Here is a 20,916-nt window from a genome sequence, read left to right as displayed (position 1 = left end):
CACTTTCGAGTGAACTCACCGCGAGTTCCGGCCGAGTCCGTCTCGGTGAGCAAGGGGCCACGCTCACGCTCGACCCGGAACGACCGCAGCCACCGGAAGAGATCGCCGTGCATATTCTGCTTCTCGCGAGCGCCTTCAACAGCCTCACCCAACGTGTTCAGGCCGAGCTCCGGGACCGCGGGCACTCCCTGGCCGTGCAACTCGTGCACGAGGACGGCCCCGTCAGGGAGGCCGTGCGCCAGGAGCGCCCGGACCTCGTCGTGGCCCCGTATCTCAAATCCGCGATTCCGGACGACGTGTGGTCGGTCCACACCTGTCTCATCGTCCATCCGGGCCCGGTCGGCGACCGCGGGCCCTCTTCCCTCGACTGGGCCGTCCACGAGGGAGCGGACAACTGGGGCGTCACCGTCCTGCAGGCGAATGCGGAGATGGACGCGGGCGACGTATGGGCGTCGGCGTCCTGCTCGCTGCCCCCGGTGGGCAAGAGCGACCTGTACCGCAACGAGATCTCGGACGCCGCCGTGGAGGCCGTACTCCTGGCGGTCGGGCGCTTCGCGTCCGGGACGTACACTCCGACTCCGCAGACCCCGGGCGCCGGCTGCCGCCCCCTTTTCCGTCAGTCGCTGCGCCGCATCGACTGGCAGTCGGACTCCACGGCAACGGTGGTCCGCAAACTCAGGGCGGCGGACTCCCAGCCCGGCGTGCTCGATGAACTGCTGGGCGGGGAGTGGTTCCTGCATGGCGGGCATCCCGAGCCCCGGCTCGGCGGACGGCCGGGGGCACTGGTGGCCACCCGGGACGGCGCGATCTGCCGGGCAACCACCGACGGCGCGGTGTGGATCCCCGAGCTGCGGCCCCGGCGGGCTCCGGGCGGTCCCGCCACCTTCAAGCTCCCCGCCACCTCGGCGCTGGCCGGGCGGCTGTCCGCCGTGCCGGAGAGGCCGGCTCCGCTGCACAGGACCGGGCACGACGACACCTGGTCCGAGATCAGCTACCGGGAGGAGGCCGGGACCGGCTTCCTGTCCTTCTCCTTCCGCGGCGGCGCGATGAGTACGGAGCAGTGCCAACGCCTGCTGCACGCCTACCGGTTCGCCTGTTCCAGGCCTACCTCGGTGCTGGTCATCGGCGGCGGCCGGGACTTCTTCTCCAATGGCATCCACCTCAACGTGATCGAGGCATCGGCCGATCCTGGCGCGGAGTCCTGGGCCAACATCAACGCCATGGACGACCTGGTGGAAGCGGTTCTGACCACCACGGACCGCCTCGTCGTCTCCGCCATGGCCGGAAACGCCGCGGCGGGCGGGGTGATGCTGGCTCTCGCCGCCGACGAGGTGTGGTGCAGGGCAGGCGCGGTACTCAATCCGCACTATCGCCTGATGGGGCTGTACGGATCGGAGTACTGGACGTATACGCTCCCGCGGCGCGTGGGCGCGGCGGCGGCCGACCGGCTCGTGCAGGACGCCCTGCCGGTCAGTTCTGCGGCGGCCCATCGTCTCGGTCTGATCGACAGAGTGATCGCATGCGCCCCCCGGTCGTTCGACTCCGAGGTCGGGGCCCTGGCGTCCCGCCTGGCCGCGCTGCCCGCGACACGATCCCGTATCAACGCCAAGAAGGCCGAGCGGGACCGAGCCGACCTGGCTGCGTTCCGCGAGGCCGAACTCATCCGGATGCAGCGCATCTTCGCGGACCCGCACCATCCGTACCACGGGCTGCGCAGAGCCTTCGTACGCAAGGAACGCCCCGCGTCCGGTGCCGCGGCCCAGCGCTCCCCACTTTCCCGGGGCTGACCGCGGCCCGATGGCGGAGCGGCTACCGTTGCTCCGCCACCCAGTCGTACCAGTGTTCCAGGCCTTCCCCAGTGGTCGCCGAGACCGTCAGCACGCGCACGTCCGGGTTCACCGAGCGCGCGTGCCGCGCGCACCGCTCGACGTCGAAGTCGACGTAGGGCAGCAGATCGGCCTTGTTGACCAGGATCAGGTCGGCGGCGGCGAACATGTACGGATACTTCAACGGTTTGTCCGTGCCCTCGGTGACCGAGATGATCACGACCTTGCTGCGCTCCCCCAGATCGAACAGGGCAGGACACACCAGGTTGCCGACGTTCTCGACCATCAGCAGCGACCCCTCGGCGGGCGACAGGGCAGTGAGCGCGCCCTGCATCATCTCCGCATCCAGGTGGCACCCCGCCCCGGTGTTCACCTGCACCACGGCACAGCCGGTACGCCTGATCCGGTCGGCGTCGAGCCTGGTCTCCTGGTCGCCCTCGATGACGGCCACCGGACGACGGCCGGTGAGATCGGTGATGGTGCGTTCGAGCAGCGTGGTCTTCCCCGCTCCCGGTGAACTCATCACGTTCACGGCCACAACGCCCCGGTCGGTCATCCACTTCCGGTTGCGCTCCGCGAGGAGGTCGTTCTTGGCGAGTACCTTCTGCTCAAGGGTAACGGTCTCGCCTTCGCCCCTCGGCTGAACGTGGTCGTGTGAGTGCGGATGCGGATGTCCGTGAGCCGGTGCATCATCCTCCCGCAGCATCACGATCCTGGTCCCGCCGGATTCCTCGGAACAGCCGCAGGTACCACACATGGCTCAGCCCACTTTCATGGAAACGATCTGCAGTTCCTGTCCCGATGTGATCTCCACATCCGCGCTGCCGCAGGGACACAGCAGAATCAGGTCGGTCAGGGTGAATTCGATGTCGCAGGTACGGCAGCGGCCGGCCCCGGGCGGCTGGTCGATGTCCAACTGCGCCCCCTCGGCGGCTGTTCCCTCCGTGACCAGGCCGAAGCAGAACCGCATCGAGTCGGGGACCACGGCGGTGAGCACGCCGATGCGGACGCGGACGGAACGGACCGGACGCCCCGCGGCGCGTTCGCACACCGAATCGACGACGCTCTGCGTGATTGCCAGCTCGTGCACGAGTGCCTCGTTCTCCCACGGGTGGCTCCGACCGTAGGGCTCCGGCGGGCCCGTACCGCCCACCGACCGGACCGGTACCCCGGCCGGATCACCCGACCGGTCCACTGCGTGCGGTCATTCGGCTCACCGGACATCAGGCAGAGCGAGGAATTCCCTGTGTTGCCGGTGCGCTCGGATCGAGGCCTGATGGTACCAATGTGCGCGAACCCATCGGTGGGGGCCGACGGCCGTCAGGCCGTCATCCTGAAAGGCGGCACTGCCATGCCGACAAAGGAAGCGGTAAAGGCGGAGGACACACTGATCCACGTCCTGTGGATCAATGCAGGACTCAGCTGTGACGGCGATTCCGTTTCGCTGACGGCTGCCACTCAGCCGAGCATCGAGGAGATTGCACTCGGCGCCCTCCCCGGCCTTCCACAGGTCGCCGTCCACTGGCCGCTCATCGATTTCGAGTGCGGCCCCAGCGGAGGCGCCGACGACTTCCTCGAATGGTTCTTCAAGGCCGACCGCGGAGAGCTGGAACCGTTCGTTCTGGTCGTCGAGGGATCCATCCCGAACGAGCAGTTGCACGACGAGGGGTACTGGTGCGGATTCGGCAACGATCCCGCCACCGGGCAGCCGATGACCACCAGCGAGTGGCTCGACCGGCTGGCTCCCAAGGCCACCGCGGTGGTCGCGGTGGGCACCTGCGCGACGTACGGCGGCATCCATGCCATGGCGGGCAACCCGACCGGCGCAATGGGGGTCCCCGACTACCTGGGCTGGGACTGGAAGTCCAAGGCCGGGATCCCGATCGTGTGCGTCCCCGGGTGCCCGATCCAGCCGGACAACCTGTCGGAGACGCTCACCTACCTGCTCTACATGGCCACGGACCAGGCGCCGATGATTCCGCTCGACGACGCGCTGCGGCCGACATGGCTGTTCGGGTCGACGGTCCACGAGGGCTGTGACCGGGCCGGATACTACGAGCAGGCCGACTTCGCGACGGAGTACGGCTCGCCGAAGTGCATCGTCAAGCTGGGCTGCTGGGGCCCCACGGTCAAGTGCAACGTGCCCAAGCGCGGCTGGATGAACGGCATCGGCGGTTGCCCCAATGTCGGTGGGATCTGCATCGGCTGCACCATGCCAGGGTTCCCGGACAAGTTCATGCCGTTCATGGACGAGCCCCCTGGCGGAAAGCTCTCCACCAACGCGGTCGGGCCGTACGGGTCGACGATGCGGCGCCTTCGCCACATCACCACCCACACCCTCGACCGCGAACCGAAATGGCGTAAGCCCGGCAGGGATCTCACGACCGGCGCCACACGCACCTGGTAAGCGACCGCGCAATCAACGCACATGGACAGAAAGATGAGGCGGCGTACATGACCGCGACGCAGCACAAGGGTGCCGGGGGCGGCCGGGGCAAGGACGACCTGGTCGAAATGGCATGGGACCCCATCACCCGGATCGTCGGCAGTCTGGGCATTTACACAAAGATCGACTTCAAGCAGAAAGTGGTGGCCGAGTGTCACAGCACCAGCTCCATTTTCCGCGGCTATTCGGTCTTCATGAAGGGCAAGGACCCGCGGGACGCGCATTTCATCACGAGTCGCATCTGCGGAATCTGTGGTGACAACCACGCGACGTGTTCCTGCTACGCGCAGAACATGGCGTACGGAGTGAAGCCACCGCACCTCGGCGAATGGATCGTGAATCTCGGCGAGGCCGCGGAGTACATGTTCGACCACAACATCTTCCAGGAGAACCTGGTAGGGGTCGACTACTGCGAGAAGATGGTCGCGGAGACCAATCCCGGAGTCCTGGAACAGGCCAACCGCACTCAGTCTCCGCACGCCGACGCCCACGGGTACAAGACCATCGGCGACATCATGCGGTCGTTGAATCCGTTCACCGGCGAGTTCTACCGGGAAGCCCTCCAGGTCAGCAGGATGACCCGGGAGATGTTCTGCCTGATGGAAGGCCGACACGTCCACCCCTCCACGCTCTATCCGGGCGGCGTCGGAACCGTGGCGACCATCCAGCTGATGACGGACTACATCACCCGGCTCCAGCGGTACGTCGAGTTCATGAAGAAGGTCGTGCCGATGCACGACGACCTCTTCGACTTCTTCTACGAAGCCCTGCCGGGGTACGAGCAGGTCGGGAACCGGCGCATCCTGCTGGGCTGCTGGGGCTCCTTCCAGGACCCGGAGCACTGCAACTTCGAGTACAAGGACATGACCGACTGGGGCCGGAAGATGTACGTCACCCCCGGCGTGGTCGTCGACGGGAAGCTGGTCACCACCGACCTGGTGAAGATCAACCTGGGCATCCGGATCCTGCTCGGTTCGTCGTACTACAACGACTGGGACGAGCAGGAGACCTTCGTGACCGAGGACCCGCTCGGCAATCCGGTCGACCGGCGCCACCCGTGGAACCAGCACACCAACCCGCAGCCGCAGAAGCGGGACCTGGACGACAAGTACAGCTGGGTCATGTCGCCGCGGTGGTTCGACGGCAAGGACTACCTCGCTCTGGACACAGGCGGCGGACCGCTCGCGCGGCTGTGGACCACCGCGCTGGCCGGCCTGGTCGACATCGGCTACATCCAGGCCACCGGCCACAGCGTCAAGATCAACCTCCCCCGGACGGCCCTCAAGGGCCCGGTGGAGCTGGAATGGCACGTCCCGAAGTGGAGCAACACCATCGAGCGCAACCGGGCGCGCAGCTACTTCCAGGCCTACGCGGCCGCCTGCGCGCTCCACTTCGCGGAGAAGGCGCTCGCGGAGATCCGGTCCGGGAACACCAAGACCTGGGAGAAGTTCGAGGTGCCGGAGGAGGGGGTGGGCTGCGGGTTCACCGAGGCGGTGCGCGGTGTCCTCTCGCACCACATGGTGATCCGGGACGGCAAGATCGCCAACTACCACCCGTATCCGCCCACCCCGTGGAACGCCAGCCCGCGCGACACGTACGGCACTCCGGGTCCCTACGAGGACGCCGTGCAGGGCCAGCCGATCTTCGAGGAGAACGACCGGGAGCACTTCAAGGGCATCGACATCATGCGCACGGTGCGCAGCTTCGACCCCTGTCTGCCCTGCGGAGTGCACATGTATCTCGGCGAGGGCAAGAAGCTGGAGCTGCTCCACTCCCCCACCCAGTCCGCGGGCAGTGAGTGACATGGCACAGGAAACAGCACCGGCGGCGCCCGAATGGCGGACGACCGGTGAACGCATCGACACCCTGATCGCCGCCAGCAGCTCGGGCGGAGCGGTGGCGCGCGAGCGCAGCGAGGAGCTGGTCCGGCTCGTCGTCGACTTCTACGGCGCCGGCCTGGAAAGGCTGCTCGACCTGGTGCACGAGCAGGGGCGGCTGGACGACGACGTCCTCGCCGCGCTGGCCGGCGACGATCTGGTGGCCACCGTCCTGCTGGTGCACGGGCTGCACCCGTACGGCGTGGAGACCCGGGTCGAGCAGGCGCTGGAGAGTGTCCGGCCGTATCTGGGCTCGCACGGCGGTGATGTGGAACTGCTCGCCGTCACCGACGAGGGCGCCGTCCGACTGCGGCTGCTGGGCAGCTGCGACGGCTGCCCGTCCTCCTCGGTCACGCTCAAACTGGCCGTGCAGGGCGCGGTGGAGGCCGCGGCTCCGGAGATCACCTCGATCGAGGTCGAGACCGCAGCCGAGGGGGACGCCGTTGCGACGGGGCCACTCGTACCGGTGGACTCGCTGTTCGCCCGGCTGCACGCAGATGTCGGAGCAGCCGAGGACGACGGCGCCTCGTGGGAAGTCGTCCCGGAGCTGTCCGGGCTGGGGTCCGGCGCTGTGGCACGGGTGGACGTCGGCAGACTCCCGGTGGTGGCCTGCCGGGTCGGTGCGGATCTCTTCGCCTTCGAGGACCGGTGCGCGCGCTGTGAGCGGCCGTTCGAGGGTGCCGCGCTGGCGCGGCGGCTGGGTGGTGGCTCCGGTGACGCGATCCTGCGCTGCGCCGGGTGCCGTGCGCACTACGACGTGCGGCGGGCCGGAGTCTGCCTCGACGGCGACAGTTTGCACCTGGCTCCGCTTCCGCTGCTCTCGGACGGTGCGACCGTCTCTGTCTCGGTCCCCGCGGCGGTGGCGCGGTGATCGCGGCCGGCCGTTCCGGCTCGCCGGCGGCTGCGCTGCTGCGCCTCACGCGCAACCGGCCGCAGCCGGTTGCCGGGGAGCGTTGCGAGATGTGTGCGGAACCGATCGGCGTGAGCCATTCCCACGTGGTGAACCTCGACAGCCGTGCCCTGATGTGCGGCTGCCGGGCCTGCTATCTGCTGTTCACCGACGAGGACGCGCAGCTGCGCTACCGGGCGGTCCCCGAGCGGTATCTGCACTTCACCGGACTCACCGTGGACGGGCGTGCCTGGGACGAGCTGCAGATTCCCGTGGGGCTCGCCTTCCTGTTCCGCAATTCGGTCCAGGACCGAACGATCGCCTTCTACCCCGGCCCCGCCGGGGCCACCGAGTCGGAACTGCCGCTGGATGCCTGGGAGGCCGTCGTCGAGTCGAGCCCGGAGCTCGCCGAGCTACGCCCCGACGTGGAGGCGCTGCTGATCCGGCGCTCCGCGGGAAGCGGCGGATCGTGCCATCTGGTTCCGATCGACGCCTGCTACGAACTGGTGGGTCAGCTGCGGACGCTGTGGCGCGGATTCGACGGTGGCACCGAGGCGCATGCCGCGATGGACGCCTTCTTCACACGGGTGGCGGACCGCAGCCGGCCCGCAGCCGGGATCGTGGCGCCGTGAACGACTTCGCGTTCGACGTGCTGGACATCTTCGCCGAGCCGTACGCGGCCGTACCGCAGCTGACGGCGCGACTGCGGATCGAGGAGCGGACGGGCCGCCGCATCCATGCCGTCGCACTGCACTGCCAGGTCCGTATCGAGCCGCAGCGACGCCACTACGACGACTCCGAACAGAGCGGTCTACAGGCGCTGTTCGGGGGCCGGGAGCGCTGGACCGAGACCCTGAAGCCGTTCCAGTGGATGAGTTGCGACACCACGGTGCAGGGGTTCAGCGGCGCCACCGAGGTCGACCTCGCCCTGCCCTGCACGTACGACTTCGACGTGATCGGTTCCCGCTATCTGCACGCCCTGGGAGAGGGTTCGGTACCCCTCGCCCTGATGTTCTCCGGCACGGTCTTCACTCGCGGCAGCAAGGGTTTCGGGGTGGAGCACGTGCCGTGGGACTGCGAGGCCCGGTACCCGATGCCGGTCGAGGTGTGGCGGCGCATGGTGGCGTCGCACTTCCCGAACACCGGCTGGATCAGGCTGGACCACGAGGTGCTGGCGCGCTTCGCGGACTTCCGGGCCCGGCGCGGGCTGATCAGCTGGGACGAGACGGTTCAGGCCTTGCTGGCCGAGAGCGACGAGGTGGCCCTGTGAGCCTTGACCAGGTGCGTTCGATCGCCGACGCCGTGCTTTACGAGGGGTACCTCCTCTATCCGTACCGTGCGAGCTCGCACAAGAACCAGTCGCGTTGGCAGTTCGGGGTTCTCGGCCCGCCGCACGCCGCGGCGGCGAGCTTCGGCGAGGAACCGGACTTGGAGATGCAGTGCCTGCTGGCACCGCACGAGGGGCCCGCGCAGGTCACCGTCCATCTGCGTTTCCTTCAGCTGCAGGTCCGCGAGGTGCAGCGCAGGGACGAGGACGGCAGCCATGCGCCGGTGAAGAAGCTCACCGTCGACGGGGTCTCGGTGATGACCTGGGACGAGGCGGTGGAGCAGGAAGTCGTTCTCGTGGCGGAGCCGTTGGACGAGCCGTTGGACGAGGTCCATGAGGTCCCGGGCGGTGAGGAGTCGGAACCTCTCACCGATGCGCGCGGTGTGGTCGTGGGACGGATCGTGCGGCGCCGGCTGCCGTTGACGCTCCGGATCCTGACCCGGAGCGCCGTCGACGACGGCTACGTCCGCCTGTCGGTGTCGGTGCGCAACGAGCACCCGGAGCCGGCGGCCACCAAGGACGCCGCGATCCGCGCCTCGTTGATCGGCGCGCATCTGCTGCTCCGGGCGCAGAACGCCGCGTTCGTCTCACTGCTCGAACCGCCCGCCGGAGCGGCGGGCGCCGCCGGTCGTTGCCGGCAGCGCAGGTGCTGGCCCGTACTGGCCGGCGCGAAGGGGGCGACGGACACAGTGCTCGGCGCGCCCATCATTCTGTACGACTATCCGGAGGTGGCCGAGCAGAGCCCTGGCGCCCTGTTCGACTCGACCGAGATCGACGAGATCCTGACCCTCCGGGTGATGACCATGACGGAGGAGGAGAAGGCGGAGGCGCGGGCCACCGATCCCCGGGCCAGGGAGATCATCGACCGGTGCGAGGGCATGTCGCCCGCCGACCTGCAGCAGTTGCACGGCCTGTTGCGCGAACCCCGTCCGCCGGAACCGGCGGCCTCCGCGGCACTCGTGGGCCCGTCGGCCGACGTCCGGGACGCGGAGCCCGCCCCTTTCGACACCGCGGGTGTTCCCTGGTGGGACCCCGCGGCCGACGCCTCGGTACAGCCGGGGAGCGACGCGGTGACGATCGACGGGGTAAGGGTGGCCAAGGGCAGTCTGGTCCGCGTGCACCCCTCCCGGCGTGCCGACGCACAGGATCTGTTCTTCGCCGGCCAGGTGGCCCGGGTGACCGCGGTTCTCGCGGATGTGGACGGCGGTACGCACGTCGCCCTGGTCCTCGTCGACGACCCGGCGTCGGACCTGCACGACTGGTACGGCCGCTACTTCTACTTCGCGCCCGACGAGCTGACACCGCTGTCCGTCGAGGAGACGGCGCAGTACCGAGAGGAGAACCGATCGTGAAGAGCCTGGGCATGATCACCGCCGGTGTGGCGGCGGCTGTGGCGGTCGTCGCCGTGGCAGTCGGGATCCGGTCGATCCCCGACATCCGCCGCTACCTGAGAATCCGTTCGATGTGAATCCCGATGTGAACAAGGAGCACGCCATGGCGGGCACGCCGAAGAAGGACAGCGTCGTCGAGGAAGAGCCGCAGGAGGTAAGGGGTCCGAAGGGGTCGCGGGACACCGGCTCGGACAAACCGTCGGGCGGTCCGGCCGACCGCACCCCTGGCACCTCGGACGAGCAGTCGGACACCTCCGTACAGCCGAAGAAGCCCCGTGACCCGGACTCTCCTCACCTGCAGTCCGGCGGCAGTTGAGCCGAGGATGACGAACGAACCGGACACGGCCGCCCGGGTACTCGTGGCGGGCATCGGCAATCTGTTCCTCGGCGACGACGGCTTCGGCCCGGAGGTCGTGCGGCGGCTGGCCCGCTCCGGCGGGATGCCCCCGCAGGTCCGGGTGGTCGACTACGGCATCCGCGGCATGCACCTCGCGTACGACCTGCTCGACGGGTACGACGCGTTGGTGCTGGTCGACGCATACCCGGGTGGCGGCCCGGCCGGGCAGCTGACAGTGCTCCGTATCGGCGTGGAGGACCTCGGTACGGGTGAATTCGATGCTCACGGGATGAATCCGGTAGCTGTCCTTGCAAACCTGGACCAATTGGGCGGTACTCTTCCGCTCACCTACCTCGTGGGCTGCACACCCGCCGACATCGAGGAGGGCATCGGGCTCAGTGAAGCCGTCGACAACACGGTGCCCGAGGCGATCCAGGCAGTGCACACCTTGGTCCGGCAGCTCGCAACGGCCGTACCGACCGCGTCCGTGAAGAGCGCCGAACCCAGGAGATCCTGATCATGTGCCTTGGCATTCCTGGTCGCGTCGTGGAGATCGTGGACGGGTATGCGGGGCAGCTGGCTCTCGTGGACGTGGAGGGCGCACAGCGGCGCGTCAACATCGGCATGCTCGACGAGCCACCCGGTTGCGACGACTGGGTGCTTCTCCACATGGGCTTCGCCGTCGAGCTCATCGACCGGGCCAAGGCCCGGGAGGCCCTGTCGGGCCTGGAGATGATGGGCCGCGGCCGGGCGCAGCTGATCAGGCGCCGGTTCGAGGTGCGCGGCGTCGTGCAGGGCGTGGGATTCCGGCCCTTCGTCTACGTCACCGCCTCGGAGCTGATGCTCACGGGCACGGTGACGAACACCGTTGACGGGGTGCTCGCCGAGGTCGAGGGGATGACCGACGCCGTGGAGGAGTTCGGCCGCCGGCTGCGGGACGACGCCCCGCCGCTCGCTGTCGTCGAGGACGTGCGCACGAGCGATCAGCCGGTGCGTGGCGGTACGGGCTTCACCATCGAGAAGTCCGGCACACGCGGCAGGGGCCGGACACTCGTCTCGCCCGACATCGCCACGTGCCGGGACTGCCTCGACGAGATGGGCGACCCGTCGAACCGGCGCTACCGCCATCCCTTCATCACCTGCACTCACTGCGGTCCCCGGTTCACGATCGTCACCGGTCTGCCGTACGACCGGGCCGCCACCACGATGGCGGACTTCGAGATGTGCGGAGCCTGCCGGGCGGAGTACGAGAACCCGCGCGACCGGCGCTTCCACGCCCAGCCGATCGCCTGTCCCGACTGCGGACCCCGGCTCGAACTGGTCGGCAAGGGGACCGCGGTCCGGGCCCGCGACGAGGACGCGCTGCGGGCCGCACGGGAGCTCGTCGCCGACGGCGGGATCATCGCGGTCAAGGGCCTCGGCGGCTACCACCTGGTGTGCGACGCCCGCAACGACCGGGCCGTGGCCGAGTTGCGCCGGCGCAAGCGGCGTGGCCGCAAGCCCTTCGCGGTGATGGTCGCGGGGCTCGATGTCGCGCGGGAGCTGGTGACCATGACCGGGGACGAGGAAGACCTCCTCACCGGCAACCGCCGCCCGATCGTGCTCCTCCCCCGGCGCCCGGCCCGGCAGGGAGCGGGGGTCTGTGACGCGGTGGCGCCCGGTAGTCCGGACCTCGGGCTGCTGCTTCCGTACACCCCGTTGCACGTACTGCTCTTCGGGACCGGTGACGACCGTCCGGGCCTGGACGCGCTGGTGATGACGTCCGCCAACCTGTCGGGCGAACCGATCGTCACCGACGACGGGGCCGCGCTGACGGTGCTGGCCCCGCTGGTCGATGCGTGGCTGCGGCACGACCGGGGGATCCATGTACCGTGCGAGGACTCGGTCAGCCGGTACGTGGCCGGTGCCGAGCTCCCGCTCCGCAGGTCGCGCGGGTACGCCCCGCTGCCGCTCGCGCTGCCGTTCGACGTGCCTTCGACTCTCGCGGTGGGCGCCGATCTGAAGAACACCTGCGCACTGGGCGAGGGCCGCTATGCGTGGCTCAGCCAGCACATCGGTGACATGGACGACCTCGCCACGATCGAAGCGCTGACCCGGAACGAGAAGCACCTGGAAGAACTCACCGGGGTGGCGCCCGCCCTGCTGGTGGCCGACCGTCATCCCGGCTACCGCTCCGGCGCATGGGCCCGCGCCCACGCGGCCGGACGGCCGGTCCGCACGGTGCAGCACCACCACGCGCACATCGCATCCGTGATGGCGGAGCATGGCCTGGATGTCGACGAGAGCGTGATCGGTATCGCCTTCGACGGGACCGGCCACGGCGACGACGGCGCGGCCTGGGGTGGTGAGGTCCTGGTAGCCGGCTACAAGTCGTTCCGCAGGGCCGCGCACCTGGGCTACGTGCCGTTGGCGGGGGGCGACGCCGGCGTGCTGCGTCCGTACCGGATGGCGCTCGCGCATCTGCACGCGGCCGGTATCCCCTGGGGCGAGGACTCACCCGCGGTCCGGGCCTGCCCGCCCGCGGAACGCAACGTACTGGCACATCAGTTCGCCACCGGTTTCGGATGCGTGTCCACGTCGAGCATGGGCCGGCTCTTCGACGCGGTCGCTTCCCTGGCCGGTGTCCGCCACGAGGTGGCGTACGAGGCGGAGGCGGCCATGGAACTGGAGGGGCTGGCACGGGCCGCGGAGTCGGACCCCGCCGCTCCGGAGGACCGCTACCACTTCGGGATCCGGACCGGGACGGGAGAGGGACCCGCCGTCGCGGATCCGGGCCCCGTGGTCCGGGCCGTGGTGTCCGACGTACGGACCGGTGTTCCCGCCGAGCTGATCGCCGCCCGCTTCCACGCGTCCGTCGCCGCTCTGGTCACCGGCCTCGCGGAGATCTGCCGCACTCGCACCGGCCTCGACACCGTGGCCCTGGGCGGCGGCGTCTTCCAGAACGCCGTCCTGCTCGGAGCTGCGCAACGCGGCTTGACGGAGAGAGGCTTCACCGTCCTCCGGCCGCGGCTGCTCCCACCCAACGACGGCGGGATCGCACTCGGCCAGCTCATGATCGCCGCATCGGGCTGACGGCCCGGTCTCCCCACACTCCAAGGGATCCACAGAGAAGAGGGACCATGTGTCTGGCTGTTCCGGGGCGTGTCCTCAGCACCGCCGAAGTCGACGGCACCGTGATGGCCGAGGTCGACTTCGGAGGGGTGCGCAAGGAGGTGTGCCTCCAGTACATCCCCGATGTGTCGGTCGGTGAATACGTCGTCGTACACGTCGGGTTCGCCATCCAGCGCCTCGACGAACGGTCGGCCCAGGACACCCTTGCCAACTTCGAGCGGCTCGGCCTCCTCGCCGAGGAGTTCGGCGACGGCCTCGAACTCGCAGCCCAGCAGGGCGAATCCTCCGAAGGAGCCGGCCAGTGAAGTACCTCGACGAGTTCAGCGATCCCGATCTCGCGAAGAAGCTGCTCGATCAGATCCATGCGGCCACCACACGGAAGTGGGCCATGATGGAGGTCTGCGGAGGCCAGACCCACTCGATCATCCGGCACGGTATCGACCAACTGCTCCCGGACGGCGTGGAGATGATCCACGGACCGGGATGCCCCGTCTGTGTGACCCCGCTGGAGATCATCGACCGGGCGCTGGCCATCGCCGCCCGCCCCGGCGTCATCTTCTGCTCGTTCGGCGACATGCTGCGCGTGCCCGGCAGCAGCCAGGACCTGTTCTCCGTCAGGAGCGCGGGCGGCGACGTACGTGTGGTGTACTCGCCCCTCGACGCACTGAAACTGGCCCGCGAGAACCCGGACCGCGAGGTCGTCTTCTTCGGGATCGGGTTCGAGACCACCGCTCCCGCCAACGCGATGACGGTGTACCAGGCCGAGCGGCTCGGGGTGCGGAACTTCAGCCTGCTGGTGTCGCACGTGCTGGTGCCCCCCGCGATCGCCGCGATCATGGAGTCGTCGACCTGCCGGGTGCAGGCGTTTCTCGCCGCGGGCCATGTGTGCAGTGTGATGGGGACTGCTGAGTACCCGCCTCTGGCGCAGAAGTACAAGGTGCCGATCGTGGTCACCGGCTTCGAGCCCCTGGACATCCTCGAAGGCGTCCGCCGTACCGTCGTCCAGCTCGAGGCGGGCCGGCACGAGGTGGAGAACGCCTACCCCCGCGCCGTTCGCGACGAGGGCAACGTACCCGCCATGGAGATGCTCAGAGATGTCTTCGAGGTGACGGACCGGACCTGGCGCGGCATCGGGGCGATCCCCCGCAGCGGCTGGCGGCTCTCCGGGAAATACCGGGCGTTCGACGCGGAGCAGCGGTTCGACGTGATGGACATCCACACGGCCGAGTCGTCGCTCTGCCGGTCGGGCGAGGTACTCCAGGGCCTGATCAAGCCGCATGCGTGCGACGCGTTCGGCAAGGAATGCACGCCGAGGAACCCGCTAGGCGCGACCATGGTGTCGTCCGAGGGCGCCTGCGCCGCGTACTACACCCACCGCCGGCTGGAACTGGTCGATGCGAAGTGACTGACGCGATGCAGGAAGTGACCGAAGTGGCCGAAGTGACCGACCTGACGGCAGAGGTGCCCGGCCTGGACTTCGAGGGGTGGGTCTGCCCGGTACCGCTGCGGGACATCCCGTCCATCGTGATGGGCCACGGGGGCGGCGGCGCGATGTCGGGCGAACTGATCGAGCATCTGTTCCTGCCCGCGTACGGTTCGGCGGCCGCCTCCGACCTCGGTGACTCGGCCGTCCTGACGGTCGGTTCCGGGATCCGCCTCGCCTTCTCCACGGACTCGTTCGTGGTGAAGCCGATGTTCTTCCCCGGCGGTTCGATCGGTGACCTGGCAGTGAACGGAACGGTCAACGACCTGGCCATGTCGGGTGCGACGCCCTTGTTCCTGTCAACCGCCTTCATCCTCGCGGAGGGCACCGAGCTGAGCGCCCTGGGCCGGATCGCCCGGGCTCTGGGCCGGGCCGCCGAGTCCGCCGGCGTCCGGCTGGTCACCGGGGACACGAAGGTGGTGGAGCGCGCCAGTGGCGACGGCGTCTACATCAATACCTCGGGCATCGGGGTGGTCCCCGCCGGCGTCGACATCCACGCACGCCGGGCGCGTCCCGGGGATGCCGTGCTCGTCAGCGGCGACATCGGCGTGCACGGGGTGGCCGTGATGAGCTGCCGGGAGGGTCTGGAGTTCGGCACGACGGTCGAGAGCGACACCGCCCCGCTGCACGGGCTGGTCGCCGACATGCTCGCCACCGGTGCCGACCTCCATGTCCTCCGGGACCCGACGCGCGGAGGTGTCTCCGCATCGCTGAACGAGATCGCCCGGGCCTCGGACGTCGGCATCGAACTGGTCGAGCGGCTGCTGCCCGTACCGCCCACAGTGCGGGACGCGTGCAGTCTGCTCGGGCTCGACCCGCTCCAGGTAGCCAACGAGGGCAAGTTGATCGCGATCGTTCCGGCCGACGACGCGGACCAGGTGCTGGCCGCGATGCGTGCCCACCCGCTGGGCCGCTCCGCGTGCCGGGTCGGCCGTTGCGTACCGGATCATGCCGGGATGGTGGTGGCGAGGACGGGCCTGGGCGGGAGCCGCGTGATCGGACTCCCGATCGGCGAACAGCTGCCGAGGATCTGCTGAGTGAGCGCCGAGGGCGCGCTGCTGTTCGCGCGATACGCCTACCCGCCCAATGAGCTCGGCTACTGCGGCCCCGCCGACGCGGCGGGTCTCCTCCGTCGTGACGCGACCGCCGACATCGAGCGACGGGCCAGGCAGTTCGAGGGAGCCTGGTGCTATCTCGAGTACCTGGCGGAGACGGCCGGGCTCCCGGACCCGCTCGACGCGCGGGTGGTGGAGGCGTACTGGATCGGCAACGACCTGCTGGACCGGGTGGATCCCGCCGCTCTGGTGGAGCGCATGACGGACCGTTTCCGGGGCCAGCTCGGCGGCACCTGGCGCGAGGCTGGACGGCGGGCTCTGGCCCACCACAGCTTCCAGGTGTTCGAGGTCTATCCCTGGGCACCGATGCTACGGTCGAGCGGGAATCCGACCGCGCTCTCCGTACTCGACCAGTGCCGCATCCGTACGGGCGTGGTCCTCGGTGCCGACAGCCAGGTGGCGACCGTGCGATCACGCCCGCTGGGCTGGGACGGTGCGGAACTGGTCACCGGCGCGTGGCGGGAGGAGACCGTTCGATGCTCGGCCGGCGGGAGGACGCTGATCGACAGCCTCGCCCCCGGCGATCGTGTGGCACTGCACTGGGACTGGGTGTGTGACGTGCTCACCGACGAGCAGGCATGGCACATCGAGTCCCTTGAGGAGCGCCGACGCACCGCGCTGAGACCGCTCGTCCTGTGAGCCGAGGTGACGGGCCCGCTCGCCCGGTGGTGGTTGTATGAGCGGCCACCGCAACGGACCCGTCGCCGGGAAGCTTTACGTCAGGCCCCAGTGACCGACTGGCCCGTGGCGCCGTGTCCAGTGACGACTGCGGCACCGCACGTGCGGTGGGCGAGCGGGATGCGTCAGCATCGTTCTCCGTGCGGTTGAGCCTGCCGGGGAGCTGTGGCCCACCTGTACCAGACCCACTTGCCCGGCCCTCTTGTTGCCGCAGATGTGGTGGGCGCGTGGAGACGGTTGTGCCGTTCCATGTCGGCGAACGCGGCGGCGAGCTGCGGTGAAGTTCCCTGTGATGCTGTTTCGGCGGCGGGAGCACATGTGCGCGCGCCGGAACAGGTCCTGCGGGCCTTCTCCTCGGTCTTCGTCTGCGGCGCGGGGGTGAGCTGGTGCAGCAGGTCGATCACCGTCGGCACGGTGGTGTCGCCGATGGTCTCCGGGACGCAACGGGTGCGGTGGACGAGGGCGGCCGGCCGGACATCGGGGTCCGACGTGGTGTCCTCGGCCAGGGCAGCGAGCCAGGCCGTGGCGGCGGTCCGCGCTGCGGGCAGCCGCAGTGCGGTCGGGGGCCGTAGGGTCATCGGCCAGCGCGAACAGGAACGGCAGACTCGCCGCCGTGCACGCGTACACGTCACCCTGGTGATGGGCCGCACTGTAGAAACCGCTGAACGCCCTCTCCCGGGCCTCGGGGTCAGGTGAGGCCATCGCCCGGAGCCACACCGGAACGTCGGCGGCCGGCCCGTCCGCATGGCTCATCGACGACCAGTCGATGCTGTCCAAATCGTTGACCATGCACGGCACTCTGCCGCAGGGCACTGACACCGTACCCACCCCCGGCCACAGAGCGACTGATCCTCACCCCAGGCGTACAGCACCGCCCCGTGGCCGGCGCCCCGGGCAGCCGCCTCGACCCGGGCCAAGAGCCGCTGCTGCAGGGCCACTTCTCCGGTCGCGGCGATCCGGGCGACGGTTTCCAGCAGCGCGGCGCTCTCCCAGCCGGGCAGCGGGAACCGGCCCAGCTCCCAGGCCAGGTACGTGTTGTAAGGGCGCGGTCGGCGATCAATGGCGAAGAGCAGGTCGAGCAGGAATCCGATGCCGGCAGCTGCGTCGAGGTGGCCAGCGAGCGGGTTGTGGTCGGAGTGACGGATAGTCATGCCGTCGTGGGCCCGAGAGCCCTTGAGGGCCGAGCCCGACGGCCGGGTCGGCCGTCGCATCGGTGACGTACGCCGCGAAATCCGGTGTCACGCCAGGTCCTTGCGCATCAGTGTGCACATCGTCTCGTGCCGCTGAAGCGAGCCGTCCTCGGCCTCCACGTCCCAGAAGTCGAGCTTGCGGCTGAAGGCTCGGTAACCCAGGCGTTCGTAGAGGGCGCGAGCGCGCGGGTTGCTCTCCTCGACTCCGAGTTCGGCGCGGATCAGGCCCCGGGCGCCGATCCGCTGCTCGGCGGAGCGGATCAGCAGTGTGCCGATGCCGCAGGACTGCAGGGCCGGGTGGACGCTGAGTTGCCAGAGCGTGCCGGCACCGGGCTCGACCGTGTAGTCGATGCCGCCGACCGCCACAGGGAGCCCGGTCGGCGTGCACACCGCCAGGTAGTCGATCTCGCCCGCCTCGGCGCGGCGGATCTGGTGAACGAGCTCGCGCACGTGCTTGAGAGAGCCGGCCCAGCCGCAGGACAGCAGATCCGCGTCGGTGAGGCCGCGTACCGACAGGTGCAACCTGATCTCGGTCATCGCCACATCCATTCGACTCCGACAGTGGCCGTCTCCCATTCCAGCAAGCCGGTCCCCGCGCTGTCCAAGGGGTTTCGGACCGGACCCGGCATCAGCCGGAAGGGCTTGCGCTCGCGACCGGGGCTGGCGTCGGCGAAGTTCGGCGCGTCCAGGGACAGCACGGTGACGCCCCTGGGACAGGGCACCAGCCCGACTCAACCATCGGCTTGGGTCAGGTGGGCTGGTGGTGCGGAATTGCTCGGGCGGTGCTGGGCGAACAAGCCGGGTTCGGGCTCGGCAAGGACGCCTGGGCTGACCAGGCACTTGAGCTTGTGTCGGGTGCTCTCGATGTTCTTCGGCGTAATAAGGAGGTGCTTGACACGCTCGGTCTCAGGCCTCGGCGGACCGAACGCACAGCAAGACAGGCAGTCAACACAGCAACCAGGAGCGGCAACAGCGGAAACAAAAAGATGTCCCCCATGAGGTGAAACCGGTGTCCACTACTGCATAGGTTCCCAACGGCGTCCTGGCAGCCGATAGGGTCTCTCCCGGCTTGCCGTCATATTGCACCTTCACGGTGTCAGTACTCTCGTCACCCAACGGCTGGCCTGAGCACTCGACATGGCCTCCCCCCTCGACCTCCGCCTTCAAACTGGCATTGCGAGAGACGAATCCGGACTTCGTCCCCAGCCAGTCCCAGCCGAACGAGTCCCAGAGCTCCGGCCCAGACGGTTGTCCCCAGAAACAGCACCGCAATCACACCCCAGGCCATGGCTGCTACGGCCCACCCCCTACTCGTCACAGGTCCAGCATATGGACGGTCTTCGTCGCCTGGTCCAGACGCCTACCGCCACGATCCGGCCTGTCATGACGGAGGGCGAACACGCCCTCCACCTTGCGCTCGCCGACCGTCTCGATGAGATATCCGAGAGCCCCGTCCACTCCGACACCAACATCGAAGACGATCACCCTGGCTTACGTGCACCGCGCGGCGGCAGACATCCCGCCCTCCGATGCCCTGGCCGAGCTGGAAGACCTTGGCCCCCGTGTCTCCGGTCGGCATGGATCGCAAGCGGGCGCTAGGCAGTACGCGAGGGCCAGGCTTGATGCCTGTGACTGCGCGTCTCAGTTGGCCAACCGAGCACGCTTGTTGGCCAACGCGCGCGCCTGGCATTAACCGGGAACAGTGCCGAAGTCGACGCCGGTCAAGTCACAGCTTGCATCCCACAACCGCGCCGCGACGAGGGTGTCAGCGAGGTGGTCCCACACCGGTTCGCATCGGGGCTTGCCGCGCAGGCCGAAGACGCGCGGCCCCCACAGTTGTCCCCCGCGCACGGCCGGGTCGAGCACAGCCCGGACTGCGGGCCAGGCACCGGCGTGCTTGCCCTGGACGAGGAGGGCGGCCGGTGCCCCGCAGAGCCGCGCACCAGCGGTCCGCACATGGACCGGCGGCCGTGACGTGGTGAGTGAGTCCAGCGCGCCGCCAGGATGGACCACCACGCTCGTTACCGCACTGTGGACGGCGCGCAGACGGCGGTCGAGTTCGAGACCGAAGTACATCTGTGCCAGCTTGGAGCGTCCGTAGGTGCGCTTGGGCCGGTAGTCGTGCCGGGACTGCAGGTCGTCCAGGTCGAGCCGCTCGGACTTCGCCGCGAAGCTGCCCATGGTCACGATGCGGGCCGCCGGTGCGGAAGACAGCAGCGGCATCAGCCACCGGGTCAGCGCGAAGTGCCCCAAATGGTTCGTGCCGAACATGAGCTCGTGCCCGGCCCCGGTCTCCTCGCGCGGCGGGCCGTCCAGCGCGACGCCGGCGTTGTGGACCACCGCATCGAGGCATTCCACATCAAGTGCCTCCACCGCTGTTCCGAGCGATGCGAGATCGGCGAGGTCCAGCTGTACGGCCCGTACCCGCGCGCCAGGAACCCGCGAGCGGATCGAGGCCCTGGCAACCTCGGCCTTCGCGGGATTCCGGCTGCCCAGTACGACAGTGGCTCCGCTGGCGGACAACTGCTCCGCGACGAAGTACCCGATACCTGCATTGCCGCCGGTGACGAGGAAAACACTGCCATCGGCGCGCGGTAGCCGTTGAACATCCCAAGGCGGGGTGGAGGACGTGGACGACGACATGGCGGTGAGGCTCCCTTGCTGCTGAGGACGGCTGCAGCTGCTCTGTGGGGCAGCTCGACATCCCCAGGGTTTCAGCGGCCACCGACACATCACCTACGGATCACCGACAGCCCCGTCGGACAGCCGATATCCCGCTGAAACGGTGTCGGCCCGTCCAGCAGACCATTGCCGCTGAGCATCACAGTGGCCAACCGGAGCGCTCGCTGGCCAACTGAAGTGCTCAGTCACAATGCCATCGGCCGTGGCGACCCCAGGCTGGACTACTCGCATCATTCGATTCTTGTTCGACAATAAATCGAATAGTGCGAGCTTTTGAGGCCAAGGTCTTCCGAGGCCCGCTCTCCCAGCTCTTCGTTCCATCGTGTGAACAGCAGCCGTACACGCTGGCCGGGGCGTGGTCGGATCGGCAAGGAGTACGTCATACCGAGGAGCGCTTCCTCTTCGTTGAAGAAGCCGAGGACGTGATCCCGCCGACGAGGTGGTCGAGGTTCTGAGGTTCCTGGCTGCTGGGGCGGGGAACGGCACCGAGATGCCAGGAACCTCCCCCAGGGCCACGCATTCCGCTCCACAGCAGCCGATCGCCCAGCCAAATAGCCATCCGGT

The 20,916-nt window shown here is 68.8% G+C and carries 22 protein-coding genes; 15 read left to right on the top strand and 7 right to left on the bottom strand.

The genetic code is table 11. The annotated features are described in order from the left end of the window. The first annotated feature begins 107 nt into the window (after nt 1-107). Nucleotides 108-1,787 carry a hydrogenase maturation protein gene (locus NBY69_RS30020; RefSeq protein ID WP_250305042.1) on the top strand — a complete coding sequence of 560 codons (1,680 nt, stop codon included), beginning with the start codon at nt 108-110 and terminating at the stop codon, nt 1,785-1,787. Nucleotides 1,788-1,809: 22 nt separating this feature from the next. On the opposite strand, the gene hypB is transcribed toward NBY69_RS30020, so the two are convergent. Beyond that, entirely contained in the window at nt 1,810-2,532 is a 723-nt protein-coding gene (gene hypB / locus NBY69_RS30015; RefSeq protein ID WP_250305041.1) for a hydrogenase nickel incorporation protein HypB, read from the bottom strand. Between the two features lie 54 nt (nt 2,533-2,586). After that, a complete protein-coding gene (locus tag NBY69_RS30010; RefSeq protein ID WP_250305040.1) occupies nt 2,587-2,916 on the bottom strand; it encodes a hydrogenase maturation nickel metallochaperone HypA in 330 nt (109 codons plus the stop codon). Between the two features lie 261 nt (nt 2,917-3,177). Here NBY69_RS30010 and NBY69_RS30005 point away from each other — a divergent pair, with 261 nt between their 5' ends. The 14 genes from NBY69_RS30005 to NBY69_RS29945 all read left to right on the top strand — a co-directional run bounded on the left by NBY69_RS30005 (nt 3,178) and on the right by NBY69_RS29945 (nt 16,441). Then, nucleotides 3,178-4,233, top strand: a complete 1,056-nt coding sequence (locus NBY69_RS30005) for a hydrogenase expression protein HypE (protein ID WP_250305039.1) — start codon at nt 3,178-3,180, stop codon at nt 4,231-4,233. 47 nt (nt 4,234-4,280) lie between these two features. Continuing rightward, nucleotides 4,281-6,074 carry a nickel-dependent hydrogenase large subunit gene (locus tag NBY69_RS30000; protein ID WP_250305038.1) on the top strand — a complete coding sequence of 598 codons (1,794 nt, stop codon included), beginning with the start codon at nt 4,281-4,283 and terminating at the stop codon, nt 6,072-6,074. Between the two features lies 1 nt (nt 6,075). Continuing rightward, complete coding sequence (locus NBY69_RS29995; protein WP_250305037.1) at nt 6,076-7,020, top strand: NifU family protein; 945 nt, start codon at nt 6,076-6,078, stop codon at nt 7,018-7,020. Between the two features lie 89 nt (nt 7,021-7,109). Next, a complete protein-coding gene (locus NBY69_RS29990) occupies nt 7,110-7,670 on the top strand; it encodes a DUF5947 family protein (protein WP_374211357.1) in 561 nt (186 codons plus the stop codon). After that, on the top strand, nt 7,667-8,308 hold the full coding sequence (locus NBY69_RS29985) for a DUF6084 family protein (RefSeq protein WP_250305035.1): 642 nt from the start codon (nt 7,667-7,669) through the stop codon (nt 8,306-8,308). The genes NBY69_RS29990 and NBY69_RS29985 overlap by 4 nt, the downstream gene beginning before the upstream one ends. Then, a complete protein-coding gene (locus NBY69_RS29980) occupies nt 8,305-9,717 on the top strand; it encodes a hypothetical protein (protein WP_250305034.1) in 1,413 nt (470 codons plus the stop codon). The genes NBY69_RS29985 and NBY69_RS29980 overlap by 4 nt, the downstream gene beginning before the upstream one ends. Further along, entirely contained in the window at nt 9,714-9,833 is a 120-nt protein-coding gene (locus NBY69_RS37710; RefSeq protein WP_374211356.1) for a DUF6893 family small protein, read from the top strand. Before NBY69_RS29980 ends, NBY69_RS37710 begins: the two co-directional genes overlap by 4 nt. A 26-nt stretch (nt 9,834-9,859) precedes the next feature. Further along, nucleotides 9,860-10,072 (top strand): hypothetical protein, encoded by a 213-nt coding sequence (locus NBY69_RS29975; protein ID WP_250305033.1) that lies wholly within the window; start codon nt 9,860-9,862, stop codon nt 10,070-10,072. Nucleotides 10,073-10,079: 7 nt separating this feature from the next. Beyond that, nucleotides 10,080-10,610 (top strand): hydrogenase maturation protease, encoded by a 531-nt coding sequence (locus NBY69_RS29970; protein ID WP_250305032.1) that lies wholly within the window; start codon nt 10,080-10,082, stop codon nt 10,608-10,610. Nucleotides 10,611-10,612: 2 nt separating this feature from the next. Then, nucleotides 10,613-13,165, top strand: coding sequence for a carbamoyltransferase HypF (gene hypF, locus NBY69_RS29965; protein WP_250305031.1), 2,553 nt, complete (start codon nt 10,613-10,615; stop codon nt 13,163-13,165). Between the two features lie 47 nt (nt 13,166-13,212). Further along, nucleotides 13,213-13,509, top strand: coding sequence for a HypC/HybG/HupF family hydrogenase formation chaperone (locus tag NBY69_RS29960; protein WP_250305030.1), 297 nt, complete (start codon nt 13,213-13,215; stop codon nt 13,507-13,509). Then, nucleotides 13,506-14,609: a hydrogenase formation protein HypD gene (gene hypD / locus NBY69_RS29955; protein ID WP_250305029.1), complete on the top strand. Its 1,104-nt coding sequence runs from the start codon at nt 13,506-13,508 to the stop codon at nt 14,607-14,609. Before NBY69_RS29960 ends, hypD begins: the two co-directional genes overlap by 4 nt. Nucleotides 14,610-14,617: 8 nt before the next feature. Next, nucleotides 14,618-15,724, top strand: a complete 1,107-nt coding sequence (gene hypE / locus NBY69_RS29950; RefSeq protein ID WP_284349671.1) for a hydrogenase expression/formation protein HypE — start codon at nt 14,618-14,620, stop codon at nt 15,722-15,724. Further along, entirely contained in the window at nt 15,725-16,441 is a 717-nt protein-coding gene (locus NBY69_RS29945; RefSeq protein ID WP_250305028.1) for a DUF6390 family protein, read from the top strand. 164 nt (nt 16,442-16,605) lie between these two features. On the opposite strand, the gene NBY69_RS29940 is transcribed toward NBY69_RS29945, so the two are convergent. The 5 genes from NBY69_RS29940 to NBY69_RS29915 all read right to left on the bottom strand — a co-directional run bounded on the left by NBY69_RS29940 (nt 16,606) and on the right by NBY69_RS29915 (nt 20,313). Continuing rightward, on the bottom strand, nt 16,606-17,058 hold the full coding sequence (locus NBY69_RS29940) for a hypothetical protein (protein WP_250305052.1): 453 nt from the start codon (nt 17,056-17,058) through the stop codon (nt 16,606-16,608). Nucleotides 17,059-17,229: 171 nt separating this feature from the next. Beyond that, entirely contained in the window at nt 17,230-17,631 is a 402-nt protein-coding gene (locus NBY69_RS29930; protein ID WP_308409512.1) for a hypothetical protein, read from the bottom strand. An 87-nt stretch (nt 17,632-17,718) separates the two neighbouring features. Beyond that, a complete protein-coding gene (locus tag NBY69_RS29925; protein ID WP_250305027.1) occupies nt 17,719-18,207 on the bottom strand; it encodes an N-acetyltransferase in 489 nt (162 codons plus the stop codon). A gap of 777 nt (nt 18,208-18,984) precedes the next feature. Next, on the bottom strand, nt 18,985-19,155 hold the full coding sequence (locus NBY69_RS29920; protein WP_250305026.1) for a hypothetical protein: 171 nt from the start codon (nt 19,153-19,155) through the stop codon (nt 18,985-18,987). A gap of 204 nt (nt 19,156-19,359) precedes the next feature. Next, on the bottom strand, nt 19,360-20,313 hold the full coding sequence (locus NBY69_RS29915; RefSeq protein ID WP_250305025.1) for an SDR family NAD(P)-dependent oxidoreductase: 954 nt from the start codon (nt 20,311-20,313) through the stop codon (nt 19,360-19,362). Nucleotides 20,314-20,916: the final 603 nt, after the last annotated feature.

Source organism: Streptomyces sp. A 4/2, assembly GCF_940670765.1.
Classification (GTDB): Bacteria; Actinomycetota; Actinomycetes; order Streptomycetales; family Streptomycetaceae; genus Streptomyces.
This window is presented reverse-complemented; position numbering and strand designations above follow the sequence as displayed.